This is a genomic window from Halochromatium glycolicum, from assembly GCF_016584085.1.
Classification (GTDB): domain Bacteria; phylum Pseudomonadota; class Gammaproteobacteria; order Chromatiales; family Chromatiaceae; genus Lamprobacter; species Lamprobacter glycolicus.
In genome coordinates, this window is sequence record NZ_NRSJ01000001.1 from 1 (window position 1) to 20612 (window position 20612).

Annotated in this window: 7 protein-coding genes and 2 pseudogenes; 4 read left to right on the plus strand and 5 right to left on the minus strand. The window is 63.5% G+C overall.

Annotated elements, in window-relative coordinates:
- Positions 1 to 182: 182 nt before the first annotated feature.
- The 4 genes and pseudogenes from istB to CKO40_RS00020 all read right to left on the minus strand — a co-directional run.
- Positions 183 to 899: pseudogene (gene istB, locus CKO40_RS00005) on the minus strand (IS21-like element helper ATPase IstB); the annotation flags it as partial.
- Positions 900 to 910: 11 nt separating this feature from the next.
- Complete coding sequence (gene istA, locus CKO40_RS00010; protein WP_200343546.1) at positions 911 to 2461, minus strand: IS21 family transposase; 1551 nt, start codon at positions 2459 to 2461, stop codon at positions 911 to 913.
- On the minus strand, positions 2403 to 2633 hold the full coding sequence (locus CKO40_RS00015; protein ID WP_200343957.1) for a hypothetical protein: 231 nt from the start codon (positions 2631 to 2633) through the stop codon (positions 2403 to 2405). The genes istA and CKO40_RS00015 overlap by 59 nt, the downstream gene beginning before the upstream one ends.
- Before the next feature lie 42 nt (positions 2634 to 2675).
- Positions 2676 to 2975 (minus strand): transposase, encoded by a 300-nt coding sequence (locus CKO40_RS00020; protein ID WP_242476680.1) that lies wholly within the window; start codon positions 2973 to 2975, stop codon positions 2676 to 2678.
- Positions 2976 to 3594: 619 nt separating this feature from the next.
- Between CKO40_RS00020 and CKO40_RS00025 the strand changes: the two genes are divergently transcribed.
- From CKO40_RS00025 to CKO40_RS00035, 3 genes are all read left to right on the plus strand, one after another.
- Positions 3595 to 4314 carry a PEP-CTERM sorting domain-containing protein gene (locus CKO40_RS00025; protein WP_200343548.1) on the plus strand — a complete coding sequence of 240 codons (720 nt, stop codon included), beginning with the start codon at positions 3595 to 3597 and terminating at the stop codon, positions 4312 to 4314.
- A 307-nt stretch (positions 4315 to 4621) separates the two neighbouring features.
- Positions 4622 to 12640, plus strand: coding sequence for a putative Ig domain-containing protein (locus CKO40_RS00030; protein WP_207173288.1), 8019 nt, complete (start codon positions 4622 to 4624; stop codon positions 12638 to 12640).
- A gap of 108 nt (positions 12641 to 12748) precedes the next feature.
- A complete protein-coding gene (locus CKO40_RS00035; RefSeq protein ID WP_200343552.1) occupies positions 12749 to 13033 on the plus strand; it encodes a transposase family protein in 285 nt (94 codons plus the stop codon).
- Here CKO40_RS00035 and CKO40_RS00040 read toward each other — a convergent pair.
- Positions 13020 to 13427 (minus strand): annotated as a pseudogene (locus CKO40_RS00040) (ISAs1 family transposase); the annotation flags it as partial. The gene CKO40_RS00035 and the pseudogene CKO40_RS00040 sit on opposite strands and share 14 nt — an antisense overlap.
- Positions 13428 to 13680: 253 nt before the next feature.
- Here CKO40_RS00040 and CKO40_RS00045 point away from each other — a divergent pair.
- Complete coding sequence (locus CKO40_RS00045) at positions 13681 to 20595, plus strand: FG-GAP-like repeat-containing protein (RefSeq protein ID WP_207173290.1); 6915 nt, start codon at positions 13681 to 13683, stop codon at positions 20593 to 20595.
- Positions 20596 to 20612 lie beyond the last annotated feature (17 nt).

Sequence of the window (20612 nt, forward strand, 5' to 3'; positions counted from 1 at the left end):
CAGGAGTGGGGGCAAGGTGTGGGCAACCCGCGTGAGCGGGTTGTCCACGGCTTGTCCCCACGCCCGCCTGATGGGAATCAGGCGGCCTGCACGCGTTGTCCACGGTCCGGCGCTGGCACGGCGTTGCCGGGGGTGTCGCGGCGGTCCAAGCCTTGCTCAGTCGTCTCCGGCTGAAGCGCCCCGCGGCGCATCGACTCCCCGCTGAGCGCCAGACGATGGGCGTTGTGCAGCAGCCGATCGAGGATCGCATCGGCGAGGGTGGCCTCCCCGATGAGCTCATGCCAAGTGTCCACCGGTAGCTGGCTGGCGATCAGCGTCGCATGGCGCCCGTGGCGCTCCTCGATGAGCTCCATGAGGTCGGTGCGCTGGGCGGCATTGAGCTTGGCCAGGCCCCAATCATCGAGGATCACCAGCTCCATGCGGACGAGCTGGCCCACGGAGCGGTTCCAGCTACCGTCGCCGTGCGCGATGCGCAGCTGCTCCAGCAGCCGCGGCAGGCGCAGGTAGCGCACCGAGAGTCCTTGGCGGCAGGCCTGATTGCCGAGGGCGCAGGCGAGCCAGGTCTTGCCGCAACCGGTGGGGCCGGTCAGGCAGAGATTCTGTGCGCGGCGCACCCAGTCGCAGCTGGCCAGGGCCGCCATCTGCGCGCGGTGCAGGCCGCGGGCATGGCGGTAGTCGATGTCCTCGATGCAGGCGTTCACGCGCAGCTTCGCGGCACTGAGCAGGCGTTTGAGGCGGCGATTCTCCCGGCTGAGCTGTTCGCGCTCGATCAAGAGCGCCAGGCGCTGCTCGAAGGCCAGCTCCTGGATGGGCGGTTGTTCGAGCTGCTGCGCGAGCGCCTCGGCCATGCCGGTGAGCTTCAGGGCACGCAGACCTTCTAGGGTGGGTTGATGCAGCATCGTCGTTCCCCTCAGTGGTAGTAGCGCGCGCCGCGCACGTTGGCATGCTGCGGCAGCGTTGCCGGCGTTGTCTCGACCTCAGCAAGCGCCGGCAGCGGCTGCTGATCAAGCCCTTGGGTGAGGATCGAGCGCACGCTGTGGTAGCTCGGCGAGGCGATCACCAGCGCCCGCGCGCAGGCCGCTTCCAAGCGCGCCTCGCCATAGCCGCGCGCCAGGTGGCGCAGGCCCAGACAAGCCCGGTAACCGTGCTCGGGATGCGCTTGCTCGCTCAGCTGCTGGCTCACCACGGCCTGGGTGGCCGGGCCGATGGTCTGTGCCCAGTCGAGCAGGCGCTGCGGCGACCACTGCTGATGCGCCTGATGCGCCTTGGGCATGTGCTCGGGGCGCGTGCTGCACCCGCCGGCGCCTTGTCGGGGATGGGTCGCCACCCGCTGGCCGCGGTGTAGCACCTCCACGCTGGTGGCGCTCAGACGCACGTCCACGCGCTCACCGACCAGGCGATGGGGCACGCTGTAGTCAGCGCCATCGACATGGATGTGATAGTCGATACCGACGCGGGCATGGCGCCATTCGGCGTACTCGAACGGCGTTGCCGGCAGGGCCTTCAACGCCGGGCGATCGAGCTGCTCGAACAGCGTGCGGCGTGAACCAGGCAGTTTCTGAAACGGGCGCGCGTTGAGGGCCACCAGCAGTTCGGCGATGGCGGCGTTGAGCTCGGCGAGCGCGAAGAAGCGCTGGTGACGCAGCCGCGCCAGGATCCAGCGCTCGACCACCTGCACCGCCACTTCGGCCTTGGCTTTGTCTTTCGGCTTGTAGGGCCGCGCCGGCAGGATGGCGGTGCCGTAGTGACGGGCCAGTTCCTGGTAGGTGGCGTTGGGCTCAGGGGCGTAGCGGTCGGGGCGCTTGACCGCGGCGCGCAGGTTGTCCGGCACCAACAGCGCGGGCACACCGCCGAAGAAGGCGAGCGCACGCTGATGGGAGCCGATCCAGTCCGGCAACGACTGGCTCCAGGTGGCCTCGGCGTAGGTGTAGCTGGAGGCGCCGAGCACGGCGACGAAGACCTGCGCCTGGCGCGCCTCGCCGCTGCTGGCATCGCTGACCGCAACCGTGGGGCCGCAGTAGTCAATGAACAGCTTCTCCCCGGCCCGGTGCACCTGGCGCAGGCTGCGCTGCTGGCGCCCGATCCATTGCCGGTAGCGCAGGCAGAACTGGCTGTAGCGGTAGGCCTGCTCGCCCGCCTCGGCGGCATACTCCGACCACAGCAGCTGCAGTGTCACCCCTTTGCGCTTGAGTTCGGTGTGCAGCTGCGCGTAATCGGGCTCACGATAGCCGTGCGCCTGGGCGCGGCGGGGACGATACAGCAGCGCCTCGAGCGCGGCTTCATCCATCCCATCGGGCAGCGGCCAGGCGATCCCCTTGGCCTGGGCCACACTGACGACCTTGCCGACCGTGCCCTTGGAGAGCCCCACCGCGCGGGCGATGGTGGCATGGCTGAGCTTGGCCTCAAACTTCAGTCGCAGTATTTCGGTGATCTGTCGCATTGGAATCCTCGTCGCCGGCATCGGTGCGTCCCACAGGGTTGGATGAAACGCCCGTGATGCGGCAGAAAGTTGAGAATGTCCAGTGCATTGCGAGCGATTCCGATGCAACGTGACCAGCCATTCCGCCATCGTGACCAGCCATTCCGGAAACCGACCGGAAATTGGTCACGTTGAGATCGGAATCGGCGGTCACGTTCCGTCGGAATCCGCGGTCACCTTCAAGCGGAATCGATGGTCACGATGGGTCGGAATACGCAGGTTCGACAGATTCATGCCCATGAAGTAAAGGCACAGCACCCAGGTGCGCAACGGCTGATGATGGCTGGCCGGCGAAGACCGTCCCGGTCAGGTCGTCGAGCCAACGCCCGCAGTCCCTGCAGCGGTACTTCTGACGCTCCGGCTGGCGACTATCCCGCACCTGCTTGGTGACCGCTGCCGAACCGCACCGGACGCAGCTGACCCCCTCCCGCCAGCGCAGCGTGCGCACCGTCTCGAAACACTTGGCGTCGTCGATGAGCGTTTGGATTTTCAGCATCAGATCACTCCGGCAGCGATTCAAAAGGGCCGGAGCGTATCGCTTGACCGCCTACTGTCGCATTCCATAGAGGGCGTAGCCGAAGCGATCTAAGACGCCCTATCAAAATACCCGCCTAACCTACACAAGCTCCTGAATGACAGGCCGTAGAGGGCGTTCTGTTAGCGCTTCGCAGAACACGCAGCAATTTGAATAGTGATCTGCAGATCGGCTGCCCCTGCCCACGCAACGCCGAATAACGGTCGATGGAGAATACGCGATTATGCTGTCGGTGGGGTGCGGTATCTCCTTTTGTACAGTGTCGTTCGTGCCAGTCCGAGGTTATCCGAGGCGCGTCCAGAGTCTGATCAGTGAACGAGATGTCAAAAATCTTTACACTTCGTTCCTGCGCATGGTGCTTGGCACTCCAACCGCCGATCCTAAGCAAGTCTAAGCCGCAGTTTTTGTAGTGTTTATTTTGCTGCCTCGGATCTGCGGCACAAAACTTGATTGTCGTAACTCGTCCTACCAGCGAGGCTTCGAACAGGCACATGCCCACGGGTGAGCGGGTGCGGCCGAGCGAGACCGATGATCGGTTGGAGGACCAAATTGCGCTCACGAGGTTTTTTGGAGAGTAGGCATGAAGAAGCTGACTGTAATCGCCGCTGGGGGGCTGCTGGGGTTGGTCGCGCAGACGCTAAGTGCGGCTAAGATCAATCTTTTCGAGTACAACTTCAATATCGACGGCCTCGTTGATCCTGCACCGACAGGCCTTGACGATGCTTCATTCGACTACTCAACCGGGTTAGGAAGCTTAACAATCGAATTGACAACGCCTGGAAGCCGTTACGTCTCCTTTTTCGTTGATCATGAGATCGACGAGTGGAGCAACGGTTGGTTTAATGAGACCGGTGCAATGTCGGGGAGCGCCGAAGCAGGTCAGAGCTGGGAGATCGATGAGCCGAAGTTTTACTTTGGCGACATCTTCGACAATTTTTCTAACGGCACGCTAGACGACAGTATTTTCTGCGGCACTAATCCTACTGACAATACGAGTTACTGTGATTCGTCGCTAGAAGACGACGTCTCCATGGCCCTTGCTTGGGACTTCACATTGGCTACTGACGAAACTGCCCTCATCAGCTTCGACTTGAGCGATACGCCTGCGCCGAGCGGATTCTACCTCACCCAGACTGACCCGGATTCCAACCAAGGCACCGGCCAATCGATCTACTTCTCCTCGACCTTAGACATCTCGTCGTCTTCGACACCGCCCAACCCGGTACCAGCGCCGGCCCCTCTGGGATTGCTCGCGGCGGGAGCCTTCGCCTGGGGGCTCAATCGACGTCGATCCGCGTAATAGGAGCTGCCCACCAGCCGATGGGCACCGTTCGGTCCAATGAGCCACGATCTGCTGGGGGCAGGCCGGGGCTTGATCGGATTCAGAAAAAAGGAGCCAAAAGATGCATCCGCGATCGAGTCACTCGACTCGCCCTGAAGAGCGCCAGCCGACCTACGCGCGCTCCGGGCTTGTCTCTCCGGCTAGGCCTAGGCACGTCACGCTGTCTTGTATCCTGACGGCGATCCTGCTCCTAGCGCTCCTCCTACCCGCGATCGCGGCAGCGGCTCCGACCGTCAAAACAGTCCCCTGGGTTGCAAGCAACCCCTTGATTCCCCATGACACCTGGGATGGCAAAGAGGTCACGCTCAAGGGGACCTCGGACGTCGCCGGTGACAATATCGAGTACACCTGGGACTTCGGTGACGGAGGTTTCGCCACCGGTACCGTGACCAACGGCTACGCCATCGAGGCCCGACACGCCTACACTGGCGTCGTCGGCGACATCTTCACCGCCCGCCTCACGGTACAGAACACCGATACCGGTGAGATCGGCAGCGCAACCTACTTCGTTGAGATCCGCGAGAAGACTCTGGAGACCGAGGTCAATGTCGCGATCGACGAGGGTCTGTGGTACCTCCATAAGACGCTGTACCGGCAGACGACTAACGGCATCGAGCTTGGCAGCTGGTCTCAGTCCACCTCTTGCTCCGTCGCGAATCCCTTACGCTGCGCATCAAACGGCCACTACGCCATTACGCCGGCCAACCTCAATGCCTTCGCCGTTAATGGTCACGTGGAGGCTGGCGACCCGGACAATCCCTATACGGAGACCGTCGCCCGCGGCATGCGCTGGCTGTTCGGGGCGCTAAGGACCGAAGCCATCTCTTCGCGCACCTATCCGGCTCCAACCGGCACAGTGAATCCGGACTCCAACGGTAATGGCTATGGGGTGCGGGTCAACCAAGGCAGCTACCCCTATCAGGGCGGGTTCTTCATCGATGCCATCATCGCCGCCGGTGATCCTGACCGCGTCACGACCACCGGCGCTGTCGGCTCGGGCACTGATCCGGGCATCCAAGGACGCCGCTATGCCGATATCGTTCAGGACATGGTCGATTCCTACGCCTACGGCCAATACAACGCCAATAGCGCCGCCCGCGGCGGCTGGCGCTATAGGTGGAATCAATTCCCGGACAATTCCGCTTCTCAATGGGCGGCCATCGGACTCATTCCCGCCGAACGGGTCTGGGGGCTCAATGTGCCGGATTGGGTTAAGACCGAGAACGAGGTCTGGCTTGGCTACAGCCAGGCCCTGACGGGCAGCGAGGCTGGGCGCTTCGGTTACACGAACACGTCCCCCTCGGGCTGGGGGCCCTATGCGGTCACACCCTCGGGCATGGTACAGATGGTCATGGACGGCATCGGACGCGGCGATCAGCGCTGGGACCTCGCCGAGACCTGGATCCGTGATCGCTTCGGCAATGACACCAGTCGGGCGGAGACATCGATACGGGATTATTACTACGGTCTCTTCTCTTTCACGAAGGCGATGCTGCTGCACGACTCCGACGGCGATGGCGAAGCAGAGCCTATTACGCTCCTGCAGTCACAGACCCAAGGCGTCGACCCAATCGACTGGTACTCAGCGGAGCAAGACAAGGGCGATTCCATCGACGGTGTCGCGCGTACGCTCGTGGACGATCAGGAGGCCGGCGGCTACTGGTATAGCCACAATCGTCGCGAGCACAACTACGAAGGCAACCAGTATTCGCTCGAGACCGCCTTCGCGGTCATCATGCTCAAGCAGACCCTGTTCCAGGCCGGCTCGCCGGTAGCGGTCGCCCAGGCGACACCTAACCCGGGCGTCGCTGGTGGTATCACTCTGCTCGATGCCCGTAACTCCTTCCACCAGGACGCCAACCGCTCCATCTTGAGCTACGAATGGGACCTCGACGACGACGGCGTCTTCGATGTGATTGGCCCGACCGTGGAGTATCGTTTCCCGGGGCTTGGGGATTACCCCGTCACGCTGCGTATCTCAGACGATTCATTGCCCGTGCAGACCGCAACCACGACCATCGTGGCGCGGATCGACGTGCCGCCGCTCGCGCCGACCGCGGATGCAGGCGGACCCTATGTCTTCTGCCCGGGGCAGGGCTTCTTCCTCGACGGCACCGGATCCGTCAATCCGGACGAGGGTCAGAGTGAGCCTGGGCTGCCAGGGGACAGCATCGTCAGCTATGCCTGGGAGCTCACCGGTAACGCCCAATTCGACGACGCGTCCGGCGCTCAGCCGAACGTTACGGGTTTCTTCACGGGCCTGGGTGTTGGCAAATATCTGATCCAGCTTCGTGTCACCGACCGCACCGCGACCGCCTTCCCTTCCAGCGGCGAGCCGGATCTGAGCGATGCCGATACCGCCCAGGTCTTCGTGCGTGATGCCTCCGATTCCGCCTGCACGGCCTGCGTCAGCGACCTGTCCGCACGCGCCAAGCGCAACAAGGTGGGATTACAGTGGTCACCACTGCCTGAGGTCGCTGGCTACGACATCTTCCGAAGCACCCAGCAGGGGGGTCCCTACAGTCTCCTGGCCTCGACCGAGGCGGATATCGGGTTCTATCTTGACGACTCGGTGCTCACCGGGACGGTCTACTACTATGTGGTCCGCCCCTTCGATGAGCGGCACGACGAGGTGTGTCAGTCCAACGAATCGAGCGCGCTCCCACAACTCCGCACTCGGGGCGGCTCCTCGCGTAATTTGGCTCCGGTGATCACCTCCATACCCTCGACCTTCGCGACCGAGGGGTTGGGCTACAGCTATCAGGCTCAGGCGCAGGATCCGAATGGGGACATCCTGAGCTATGCCCTGGACCTGGCGCCTCAGGGCATGACGATTGGCTCGTCATCCGGTCTGATCCAATGGGTGCCCGAAGACGCACAGGTCGGCGATCAGAACGTAACCCTGCGGGTACAGGACCCAGGTGGTTTGCTGAGCACCCAATCGTTCATGATCTCCGTGATCGATCAGACGGATCCACCAGAGATCTTGTCGAGCCCGGTTACCGAAGCCGAGGCTCGGGTGGCCTATAGCTATCAAGTCGAGGCGGTCGATCCGGATCTGGGAGACAGTCTGGACTATACGCTGACCACGGCGCCGGATGGGATGACCATTGATGCGGCTAGTGGCCTGGTGAGCTGGACTCCTCACGATGACCAGGTCGGAAGCCAGCTGGTGACGGTGCGTGCGACCGATACCACCGGCCTATTTGCCGAGCAGTCGTTCACGATCCAGGTTGTCGAGTTGAATGAGCCGCCTTCCTTCACCTCTTCGCCGGTCGTTGAGGCGCTGGAAGGCAGTCTCTACGCCTATGACGCCGACGCCAATGACCCCAATACGGGCGATACCCTGACCTTCTCGCTCGATGAAGCGCCCTCCGGCATGGACATCGATCCAGCGAGCGGCCTCATCCAATGGACCCCGAGCGAGCAGCAGGTGGGCTTCGTGGACGTTCTGGTCCGTGTCGGTGACGCCGCCGGACTGAGCAGCACCCAAAGCTATCAGGTCGCGGTCCTGAACCAGAACGACCCGCCGAGCATCACGAGCACCCCCGTCACTTCGGGTGACCAGGATGGCCTCTACGTCTACCAGGTGGCGGCTAGCGACCAGGACCAGGGCGACGTGCTGACATTCAAGCTCACGACTGCGCCGACAGGCATGACGATCAATCCGACGAGTGGCCGGATCACATGGACGCCCGGCAACGAGGATGCCGGCAGCGAGCATGCTGTGGCGGTGCAGGTCCGGGATTCAGGAGGCGCGACGGCCGCTCAGAGCTTCGTCGTGACCGTGCTCAACGTCAATGACCCGCCCGTGATCACCTCGGCGCCGATCGTTGTCGCTGGCGAAGGTGTCAGCTACGCCTATGACGTCGAGGCAACCGACCCGGACATCGGAGACAGCCTGACCTTCTCGCTGCAGACCCCGCCAGATGGGATGACGATCGACCCGAGCAGTGGTCTCATCTCTTGGACGCCGGCCAGCAGCCAAGCAGGGGTCGAGGCCAGCGTCAGCGTTCGTGTGACGGATGCAGGCGGTCTCATGAGCACACAAGACTTCAGCATCGCTGTCGCGAGCGCTGATGACTTCATTGCCGTACCCGACGTGGTCGGTTCGACCCAAACCGACGCGGAGATCGCGATCGACGATGCGGGTCTGAGCCAGGCAACCGGCTCAACGGCATTCGATGCCGTAGTCCCCGTTGACCACGTCATTAGCCAGACACCAGCGGCCGGGACCGCCGTTCCGGTTGGCTCGCCCGTCAGACTGGAGGTCTCGTTAGGCCCGGTTCAGGAATTGGTCCCGAGCCTGATAGGGCTGGCCCAAAACGACGCCGAGGCTAGCCTGGCCGACGCAAATCTAGCGGTTGGCACGGTATCCACGGGTAACAGCAATAGCGTCCAGGCCGGGATCGTCTTGAGCCAGGATCCTGCCGCCGGCACCTATCGTCCAGCTGGCAGCGCTGTCAGTTACAAGGTTTCTCTCGGTCCAGACAATACGCCACCCACGGCTGCCATCGAATCCCCGGCAACCGGCAGCTCACTCTCCGGAACGGTCGAGATCACAGGCACTGCGGACGACGACAATCTGCGCTCCTGGCGCCTCGAATACTCGGTGTCCGGCAGCGACGATTGGGTCGGCATTGCCGAGGGCGACACCCCCGTCAGTAATGGTCTCCTGGGTCGGATCGATGCGGGCATACTGCGTCCCGACATCTATCGATTGCGTCTCACCGTCGCTGACGATCTGCACGCCGTGAGCAGTCTGGTCGAAGTGCAGACCAACGACCAGCGGCAGTTGGGGCAATTCGAGCTGGTCTACGAAGACCTGCGTGTCCCTAACCTGGGTCTGCCGATCGTGCTTCGGCGCGTCTATGACTCATCGCAGCCTGGTGCCGGCGATTTCGGTCGCGGGTGGCGCTTGGCGCTGACCGATCTGGACATTCGAGAGGACGAAGACAATAACGTCTTCATTACGCTGCCGGATGGCCGGCGCAAGGCATTCGGCTTCACGCCGACCTCGTTCGGCTTCCCCTTCAACTTCCTGGCGGCGCCAGGCTACACGGCTCCGCTGGGTGTGTACGACCGTCTCGACGCCCTTGACTGCGGCGCATTGGCAATGTCCGGCGGACGCTGGTTCTGCTTCCCAGGCCCGCTGTACGACCCAGATCTCTATCGGTTGACCACCAAGGAGGGGCTTATCTATACGGTCAGCGAATCCCTTGGTCTGCAGCGGCTGGAAGACCGCAAGGGTCATTACATCGAGATCACCAATGACGGGATCTTGTCGAGCTCTGGGCGGAACGTGACCTTCGACCGGGATGCGGAGGGCAGAATCATCGGGATCACAGACGCCAACGGCAATCAGCAGCATTATGTCTATGACGACCAAGGGCGTTTGATCGAGCACGTCGACCGTAACGGGAATTCCACCCAATACGACTATCTTGACAACGCTCATCTCCTGAGCGGCATCACCACGCCCGACGGTTGTCAGCCTGTGCGCAACGAGTACACCGATGGGCGGCTGTCTGCCCGGATCGATGAGCACGGCAATGTCACGACCTACACCTATGACGCGACTGCCGGGAGCGAGACGGTCACCGATGCCAATGGCGAGCCCACGACCTACTTCTACGACGGACTCGGCAATACCATCCGCGTGGTTGGACCGCTCGGCAGCGAGACACTGATCGAGAGGGATGCGGACGGCAACGAAACCCGTCGTACCGATCCATCAGGTCGGGTCACCGAGAAGACCTATGATGCCAATGGCAACCAGCGGTCGATCACCGTCGATCCGGCGGGGCTGGCCCTGACATCGACCTGGACCTACAACGCCTTCGGTCAGCAGACCCTTTACACCGACCCGGAAGGGAATACGACTACCTATAGCTACGACAGCGATGGAAACCTGTTGAGCCGGGTTCACAAGGACCCTGCCGGAGCTGTCGTGGCGAGTGAGTCCTTCACCTACGACAGTTTAGGCAACCGACTGACGCACACGCACGAGGATGGCAGCGTCACGTCCTACACCTATGACAGTTTCGGCAACATCCTTACGGAGACACCGCCGGATCGAGGGACAACGACCTTCGAGTACGACGTCATGGGCAATCGGACTGCTCTAATCGATCCGCTCGGCAATCGCAGCGAATTCAGCTTCGACGCCCTCGGGAATCCGACCGGCTTGACGCATGGAGGACAGGCTATCTGGTCGTCAACCTATGATGAGCAGGGGCGGTACCTCAGCCTGACCGACGCCAATGGGGAGGTCACCCGTTTCAGCTATGACTGCGTTGGGAATCTGACTGAAGTGCAGGATGCACTGAATCAGGAGACAGAGTACAGCTACGACAGCGCTGGCAACCTCATCGCGACGATCGACGCTCTGGATAATCGAATCGAATTCGACTATGACGCTGTCAATCGGCAGATCGCGCGCATCGGGCGGGATGGCCGTGCCTGGGGTTTCGACTACAGCCCGGACGGCCTCATCGATGAAATGTCGACGCCCAACGGTGACGAGACGCGCCAGACCTACGATGCCGCTGGGCGGATCATCGAGCGGGTTGAGCCTGAGCGGACGATTCGCTATAGCTACGACGGCAATGATCGGCTGCTGAAGTCGGAAGAGGACTATGGCGGTGGTGTCGTGGCAGAGACCACTTGGTCCTACGATGCCCAGGGTCAGGTCTTGAACTCAACAGATCGCAACGGTCGCACGCTCGCCTATACCCGCAACGAGCGCGGTGATCGGCTGTCCATGACGACGCCGGATGGCCTGACGACCACCTACGTCTACGATGGGATGCAGCAGCCGGTGGAGATCGCGACCGGCAGTGACGGGGTGTCCCTCACCTATGACGAGGCCGGCAATCTGATTCAGAAGTCGTTCACCAACGGTGCACGCGAGATACTCACCTACGACAGTCTGAATCGCCTCACGGGTGTCCGTATCGAAGACTCCTTGGGTCAGGTGATCCAGTCCTTCGACTACACACTCGACGGGAACGGCCAACGAACAGCGATCGACCTAACCGATGGCCACATCGCCTACGGTCAGGATGCGCTGTATCGGTTGACGTCCGAGCGCATCAGCTCGACCAGTCTGGGCAACCGGACGAGCAACTGGAGCTACGATGCCATTGGCAACCGCACTGATTCTGGAGCCTCCTTCGCTGACGACGGGCGCATCAAGACCGATGGCCTGGGCTTCAGCTACGTGCATGACGACAATGGAAACCGCGTGCAGAAGACGGGTGGTGCCACGCTGGTGACCTACGGCTATGACTCGCTGAATCGGCTAACGACGTATGACACGAGTGGTATGAGTGCGGTCTATGGCTATGACTACGTCGGGCGGCGGGACTACCGCGCGGTCAATGGCACCGTCACTCAGTACCTGTACGACCGGCAGAACATCGTCGCCGAATATGACGATGCCGGAAGCTTGGTGGCCCGTTATACCCATGCATTGGGCATCGACACGCCGCTGATGGTGGTCCGCAATGGACGCACCTGGTTCTATCACACCGATGGTCTCGGCAGCGTGGTCGCAATCACAGACGACAGCGGGGCCGCTGTGCAGCGTTATGGCTACGACGCCTGGGGCAATTTGATCCTAAACGAGGGTGACTTCAGCTTTGCCGATGTCGAGCCTATCAACCGCCTGACCTTTACCGGGCGGGAGTACGACGCGGAATCGGGCCTCTATTACTTCCGGGCCAGGAGCTACGATCCTCAGCTTGGACGCTTCCTGCAGAAGGATCCGCAGCAAGGCTCTCTCAACGTGCCCCAGAGCCAGCACCCCTACAGTTATGTCCGCAATAATCCGGTAAATCTGACGGATCCGATGGGCGAAGCGGCAATGCTCGAATACGGGTTCATACTGACCGCGCCGACCGCTCAGGAGCAATCCGCGGCGCTGGTTGGTTTCATGCACGGTTTCGGTGCCACGAACATCACCTTCATCGGACACTTCATGGAGCTGAGCACCACCGGCAACTTCCACGACATCAGCCAGCTCTGGGATGAAGCGACTGCGCGCACGGAACGATCGATGGATGAGCTCAAGAGTATCCTTGGCGTCGCGGAGAAGACGAGTAGCAAGGGTGGTGTGGGCAGTATTCCCGGGGCATTCCTGAATGGCGCCCATTACGAGCTGGGAGTCAAGATCACGATCTTGGGGCATGGTGAGAAGCGCTCGATCGAGGACTCACAGGGCGGCTTCAAGGAGGGCGTCGACAACGGATTGGCTTATCTGCGCTCTCTGCGGCCACACTAGCAAGGCTCGAAAGCAGGGCGATCGCATCAGAGCATGATGATGTGCTTTTAGGGGTTATCTGAGCTTAGCGGCATAATCAGCCGAAAATACTGACGTGCTGAGGTTCCGATGCCACCGCTTGCCCTCGACCGCTCGCTTGTGCGCCACTTTGCCGACCTTGAGGACCCGCGCTGCGCGTTGAAGCGTCGCCATCGGCTGGTCGATATGATCGTGATCGCCATCGCGGCTGTGTCGTGCGGCGCTGACGGTGGGGTTGCGATCGCCGCTTTCGGGCGCGCCAAGCGCGAGTGGCTGGGGCAATTCCTGGAGCTGCCCAATGCTATTCCCGCCCATGACACCTTTGGGCGGGTGTTTGCGCTGATCGAGCAGGGCAATTGCATCAACCGGCTCTAATATTTGCGGATGCTGATGCTTTCCGTTTGCTTGGCGACTCGGGGTCCTCGAACAGGAGCTTGGCGAGGTAACGCTCATCCCAACCCGCCTTCAGGCGCTTGTTCTGGATGCCAAGCTTGGTGGGATCGTTTTTGAGTCGGTTCAGTGCAATGTGACGCAGCACGGCCAGATTTTCGCGAGCGACCGGCTCACGGACCCGCGAGTCATCCTCGCGAAAGGCGACATCGAGGCTCCAATGCAGCTGATTCTCCACCGTCCAGTGGCTGCGCGCGGCGCAGGCGAAGGTCTCGGCTTCAGGACCGATGCTGACGATGTAGAAGCGCGTCTCCTGGGTGGCGGTGCCGTTGAGCTCGCGGGTCGACTCGACCATGCCGATCCTATTCAGGCCCTCCCAGCGGATGCAGGTCACCAGCTCCCTGGCCCAATCGCGAACGTCGGTGTCGGTTTAAGAACCATCGGTTACCGTTACGAATTTCAGCTGCTCCCTGAAAGCGTTTGATCACACGATGGTTTCAAATTTGGAACTGCTGATGGCGAAAAGCCGTATGGAAAAGTAATGGGTTTGCGGATAGCATACCTCATAGGATCTGCGGTGCTGGTGGCAGTTACGCGCACCCGCCCTAACATGACCGTCTGAGGATTTCCGAGTGCCAAGGCCCTACGCGCTGCACGCCCTTCGTGGTCTTTCCCTTGTTCTGCTTTTGGCGGTCCTGCTGACGGCGACAGCGCTGAGCGCCTTCCAGGACGAGACTGCGGTAACGCTGCCACCGCTCGCGGATGACGCCTATGCGTTGGCGGCGGGGGACGTGGATGCGGACGGTGATCTGGACCTGGTGGTGACCGGCGCCGATGGCCCACGCCTGCTGCTGAACCAGGCCACCGGCGGCGGTGCGGGTGTCTTCACGGAAAGCGCGGGACTGCCCGCGCTCGGCGCCGTCGCTCTGGGCGCGGTGTTGGTCGACGTGGACGGCGACGCTGATCTGGATCTGTTCCTGGCGGTGGCCGACGGTCAGGACCGGCTCCTGCTCAACGACGGCGCCGGCGCCTACACCGATGCCACCGCCGCGAGGCTGCCGCCGGATGTAGCCACGGGCGCCGCCGCAGCCGCAGGCGATGTGGATGGCGATGGCGATACGGATCTAGTAGTCGGGAACCGCGACAGCCGAAGCCTGCTACTGCTGAATAACGGCAGCGGCGCCTTCACCGATGCCGGCACCAACCGACTGCCCGTGGATGCCGATCCGACCACCGCGGTGCTGTTCGCGGACCTGGACGGCGATGGCGCCGATGACCTGTTCTTTGCAAACGACGGTGCCCAGAATCGATTGCTCCTCAACGACGGTCTTGGCACCTTCACCGATGCTACCGCGGCCAATTTGCCCGCCGCCGCCGACGAGAGCCTTAGCGCAGCGGCCGCCGACGCCGATGGCGACGGCGATATCGACCTGGTCATCGCCAATGGCACCGCCGGCACTTCGCTCCTGCTGAACGATGCCGGGCTGTTCACCGACGCCTCCGCGTCGCGCCTCCCGGCCCTGGCGGAGTATGCCGTTGGTCTCGCCGCTGGCGATATCGACTTCGATGGCAGCGTGGATCTTGTCGTCGCCAATGCCGGGCAGGACGCCGTACTGCTGAACGATGGCGCCGGCAGCTTTGCAGTCTCCACCCTGCCGGCCGATGAGCGCCGCAGCTTCGCCGTGCTGTTGCTCGACGCCGACCTGGACTTCGATCTCGACCTGCCCATTGCTGCTCCGGCCGGCCAGACGCGCCTCCTCGTTAACGATCTCGCCTTCCCGCGCATCCGCCTTAGCCTGGCGCCGGACTATGTGGAGGCCACGGAAACACTGACCTTTGCCGTGGAGACCTTCGACGAAGATGGCGTCGCCGCCGTGGCACTCATCGTGCGTCGGCCGGGCGGCACCGAGGATACGCCGACACTCACCGCCGGGACCGCCAGCTATGTGCCGCCGGTGGCGGGGGATTACGTGGCTCGGGTGACTGCTGAGGACAGCCTCGGCAACATCGCTACCCGCAGCCTCTCCTTCCTGGTGCAGGAGCAGGATCTCACCGCACCCGGCGTGACCACCACGGTAACGCCAGCTGAAGTTCTGTTTGGGCAGTCGGTGCAGATTGCGGTATCGGCGAGCGATGATCGCGGGGTTGTCAGCCGTCGGCTGAACGTCTCCGGTATCACCGTGCCCCTCAGCACCGCCGGCGAGGCCACCTATGTGGCAACCGCCGTCGGCACCCAGACGGCAACCGGCTTTGCTCGCGATGCCGCTGGCAATGAGGGCAGCGACGCCGTCACGTTCGATGTGCGGCCGGACAACACGGCGCCCACGCTGGCGCTATCGCTTGGGGCGGACACAGTCGACCTCGTGGATCCGCTCACCATTTCCACCACCGCCACGGACAATGTCGCGGTGGTGAGTCTAGCCATTACCGTGACCGGTCCAACGCATCCGGACGGACTCGAGCTCACGCCCGATGCGGACGGTAGCGCCGCTTATACGCCGTTCCTCGCTGGCACCCACACCGTAAGCGTGCGCGCCACCGACCCGGCCGGCAACGAGACGGTGGAGACCGCCACCTTCGAGGCCGTCGGCGAGTCGGACAGCACCGCGCCGACGGTGACCGTGGATGTCTCTCCCGCCACCGTCGCCGTCGGCAACGTGGTGACCGTCACGGTGGACGCTACCGACGATGTCGCGGTGAGCTCACGCTCGCTCACCATCAATGGCACGCCGGTGACCCTGGACGCCGTGGGTACGGCGACCTATACCCCGCCCGTCATCGGCGACTACACGGCCGAGGCCCGCGCCACGGACCCCACAGGCAACGCCACCACCGCGACCACCACCTTCCGGGCCATCGACCCGGCGGGCGACACCGAACCGCCCGACGTCGCGCTTGCCTCGCCGGCGGACAGCGCCGAGGCTTCGGGTGTCGTGACCATCGGCGGCACCGCCGACGATCCGACCCTGGCCGCCTACAGCCTGGCCTACGCGCCCGTCGGTACCAACGACTTCACGACCTTTGCCACCGGCACCGAGGCGGTTGTTGATGGCACCCTCGGCACGCTGGACACGACGCTGATGGAGAACGGGTTCTATCGTGTCCGACTGACGGCCGAGGACATCAATGGTCGCACCGCGACGACCGAGCGCCTGATTCAGGTCTCCGGTCGATTGAAACTCGGCATCTTCACGGTCTCGTTCCAGGACAAGACCATCCCGGTCGGCCGGCTGCCGGTGTCCGTGACCCGCACCTACGACAGCCGCCGGCGCGGCAGCGTCGGCGATTTCGGCTACGGCTGGAATGTGGCGCTGACTCAGGCCGAGCTCGTCGCGAACCGGCTCGCCGGCGACGGCTGGGAAGACCAGAACCTGGGCGGATTCATCCCGACCTACCAGTTGGCGCCGACCCAGCCGCACTTCGTGACCATCCGGCTTGGCGAGGACAAGGAGGTGAAGTTCCGCGCCGTGCCCGTCCCCGCGACCCAGCGGCTGTATCCGTTCTCGTCCTATGGCCCCACCGGGATGCGCTACGCGCCCGTCGGCGACAGCGACGTCGGTACGCTCACGGCCAGCGGCGAGGATCCGGCCTGGCTCATCGGCGACGAGATCGTGGATTTCGGCTTCGACGTCTACAACCCGAGCCGCTTCACCTACACGGCCCCGGACGGCTTCCAGTACATCTTCAGCGGCTCCCAGACGTCGGTTCGCTACAGCCTGATCGCGGTGGTCGATCCCGCGGGCGTGCGCATCGACATCACGCCTGATGGATTCACGCGCTCCGACGGCCTGGCGGTAACCTTCGTGCGCGACGCTCTGGGCCGTATCACGTCCATCGAGGACCCGGCCGGCAACACCGTGACCTACGAGTACGACGGCGCCGGCGACCTGGTCGCCGTCATCGACGCGGAGGGCCATCGCGCCGAGTTCGAGTACGACGACGAGCACTATCTGACCGAGCTGCGCGACCCGTCCGGCAACCCGGTTCAGCGCAACGAGTACGACGAGGACGGCCGGCTGATCGCGATCACCGATGCGGCGGGCAACCGCGTCGAGATGGACTACGACCTGGACGCCAATACCCAGATCGTTCGCGACCGGCGCAACAACCCGTCCATCTACGAGTACGATAGCGCCGGCAACGTCGTCGCCGAGACCCGCTTCCCGACCGTCGACGGCAGCGTGCAGCCGGTACTGACCCAGCGCCGCTTCGACGACAACGGCCAGATGACGCAGGAGACCCTGCCCGACGGCACCGTCAACAGCTACGCCTACGACCGCTTCGGCAACATCATTGAGGAGGTCAGGGACGTCGGTGGCCTGGCGCTCACCACCACCTACGTCTACAACGCCAGCGGCCGGCTGCTGACCGAGACCGACGCCCGTGGCAACACCATCACCCACACCTACGACGCGGACGGCAATCGCGACTCCACCACCGATCGCGAAGGCAACATCACGCTGTTCGAGTACAGCGACGACGGTCTGCTCACGCGTGAGATCGACGCCCTCGGCAACTACACGGCCTACGAGCACGACGTCCTGGGCAATGTCATCGCCGAGTCGCGTTGGGACGGCAACAGGTCGGTGTCCACGGCCGACGATACGCTGCTGCGCCGTATCGAATACGATTACGACAGCGTCGGGAACAAGGTCGCCGAGACCGTATTGGTGGCCGACGGTAGCGGAGGCTACGTCGAGGCCACCACGAGTTGGACCTACGACCGCAACGGCCGGCAGCTCACCGAGACCGACCCGCGGGGCCATACGACGACCTACGACTACGACGAGGTCGGCAATCGCATCGCCGAGATCGATCCGCTGGGCCATCGCACCGAGTATGGGCACAACGCGCTCGGCGACCTGATCCGCATCGACTACCCCGACGGCGGTGCGAAGCTCATCGGCTACGACGCGGACGGCAACCGCACCACGGTCACCAATCCGAACGGTCGGACTACCACCTACGTCTACGACGCGTTGGACCGCGTCATCCGTGTCGATCATCCCGATGTGACGCTGGCGGACGGCAGCACCCAGATCAGCAGCCAGATCAACCTCTACGACGCGGTGGGGAACCTGATCGGCGAGGTGGACGAGCGCGGCAATCGCACCGATCACGGCTACGACGCCGCGGGACGGCGCACCAGCACCCTGCAGCCGGAGGTCTACGACGCCGTGACCGACAGCCTGGTGCGGCCGCAGACCCTGTACGAATACGACGCCAACGGCAACCGCAGCGCGGTCGTCGATGCCAAGGGCAACCGCACCGAATACAGCTTCGATCGCGAAGACCGGCCCACGGGCACGCTGTTTGCCGACGGCAATACGACCGCCGTCGGTTACGACGACCTGGGCCGGGAGACCTCGCGCACCGATGCCGCCGGGCTGGTCACCGAGTACGCCTACGATGCCCTCGGTCGTCAGACCGCGGTCTCGCTGCCGCCGCCGAACCCCGGCGATGCGCGGCCCGAGACCCTGTTCACCTACGACGAACTTGGCAATCCGCTGACCCAGACCGACGCCAACGGGCATGTCACGGCGTTCACCTACGACCTAACCGGAAACCGCCTGTCCCGCACGCTGCCGGGTCTGCAGACCGAGACCTTCGTCTACGACGCAGCGGACCAGATGGTCAGCCACACCGACTTCAACGGCGAGACTACCGAATTCGACTACGACGCCCGTGGTCGCCGAACGCTAATCGCGTACCCGGACGGCACCAGCGTCGCGACCACCTACACGCCGGGTGGCCAGCGGTCGATCGTCACCGATGCCCGCGGGCCCACGACCTATGCCTACGACGAGCGCGATCGGCTGGTGAGCCGCACCGATCCGGACGGACTCGTCATCGCTTACGGCTATACGGCCAGCAGCGAGGTGGAGACCGCGACCACGGCCGCCGGCACCACCCGCTATGGTTACGACGCCCTCGACCGTCTGGCCTCGGTCACCGATCCCGACGGTAACGCCGCCTTCTTCTGGTACGACGCGGTGGGCAATCAGTCGGTCCTCGACCACGCCAACGGCGCCGAGACCCGTTATGGCTACAACGACCGCAATCAATTGACCCGCGTCGAGCAACGCGACGCGCTCGGCGCCCTGTTCGCGATGCACGTCTACACGCTGGACGCGAACGGGCTTCGCACCCGCGTGGACGAACTGCCCATGGGCAACGCGGTGGACTATGTCTACGACGACAACCATCGCCTGGTCCGCGAGACGCGTGTCGGCGCCGACGCCTACGACATCCGCTACAGCTACGATGCGGTGGGCAACCGGGTCGCGATCGACCGCGACGGTGCCGTCACGGGCTACAGCTACGATGCCAACGACCGTCTCACCAGCTCCGGTCTGACCACCTACGGCTACGACGCCAACGGCAATCTCACCAGCGTGACATCGGGCGGACAGACGACGACCTTCGTCTTCGATGCTGCCAACCGGCTGGTCCGGAGCACGGCGCCCGGCGGTGCGGCGACCGATTACGTGTACGACGCCGACGGCAACCGCGTGCTGAAGTCCGACACCGGCGGCGACACGCGCTACCTGGTGGACATCCGCAACCACACCGGCGTGGCTCAGGTGCTCGAGGAGCACGCCGGCGGCGGCCCCGTGGCCCGGTACACCTATGGCGCGCAACGGCTGACCCAGGACCGTGCTGGCGTCCTGAGTCACTACCATGCCGACGGACTCGGCAGCGTCCGCGCCCTGACCGACGCCACCGGCGCGGTGACCGACAGCTACGTGTACGACGGCTACGGCAACGAGGTCGCGACCACCGGCTCCACCGATAATCCCTACAGGTTCGCCGGCGAGCCCTTCGACCCGAACGTGGGCCTCTACTACCTGCGGGCTCGCTACTACGACGCCGAGACCGGTCGCTTCGTCTCGATGGACCCGGCCGCTGGCGATCCGCAAAGCCCGATGAGCCTGCACCGGTATCTGTACGCGAACGATAACCCGGTCAACTTCGTCGATCCGACCGGCCGGTTCACGCTGATCTCCATCAACATCAGCATCTCGATCCAGAGCACGATCCGCTCGATCTACACCAAGAACCTGGTCAGCTTCTTCCTGACAGCGGCACGCATCGCCTACTGCCAGCTGGAGCCCGCCTACACGCTCCAGATCATCGGCATCGACATGATGTTCAAGGACCTGCCCGGCGCCGAGCTGATCATTCATCAGTCGCGCGCGCAGATCGCCGCGGGCTACCGAGCTATCGGCAACGCGGCGCTTGCCGTCTACCAGGACACCTTGAACGAGTTGGTGGACTTCAAGGTCGAGTTCGGCGGCGTGCTGGCCGATGTCTACAACTGGGCCAACGGCAGCGGCGGCCTGCCGATTTCGGTGCCGCTACCCCAAGAGGCGGCGGAAGTCATCGAGTTCTACGAGCAACTGCAGGGCTGGTTCGAGACGGCGGAGACCGCCTACACCAAGGCGAAGGAGGGCATCCAGGCCGCCACCAGCAGCGACGCCTGCCAGATATTCACATTCCTCGACGAGAATGCCGACACAATCCTCGGCAAGGTTCCGGACTTCTGATCGGGGGCTGAGACATG

What these genes read in the sequence shown, in the direction of transcription:
- CKO40_RS00035 (WP_200343552.1), top strand. Translation starts at nt 12,749, where the DNA reads ATGCCACCGCTTGCCCTCGACCGCTCGCTTGTGCGCCACTTTGCCGAC.
- CKO40_RS00025 (WP_200343548.1), top strand. Translation starts at nt 3,595, where the DNA reads ATGAAGAAGCTGACTGTAATCGCCGCTGGGGGGCTGCTGGGGTTGGTC.
- istA (WP_200343546.1), bottom strand. Translation starts at nt 2,461, where the DNA reads ATGCCGGCGACGAGGATTCCAATGCGACAGATCACCGAAATACTGCGA.
- CKO40_RS00020 (WP_242476680.1), bottom strand. Translation starts at nt 2,975, where the DNA reads ATGCTGAAAATCCAAACGCTCATCGACGACGCCAAGTGTTTCGAGACG.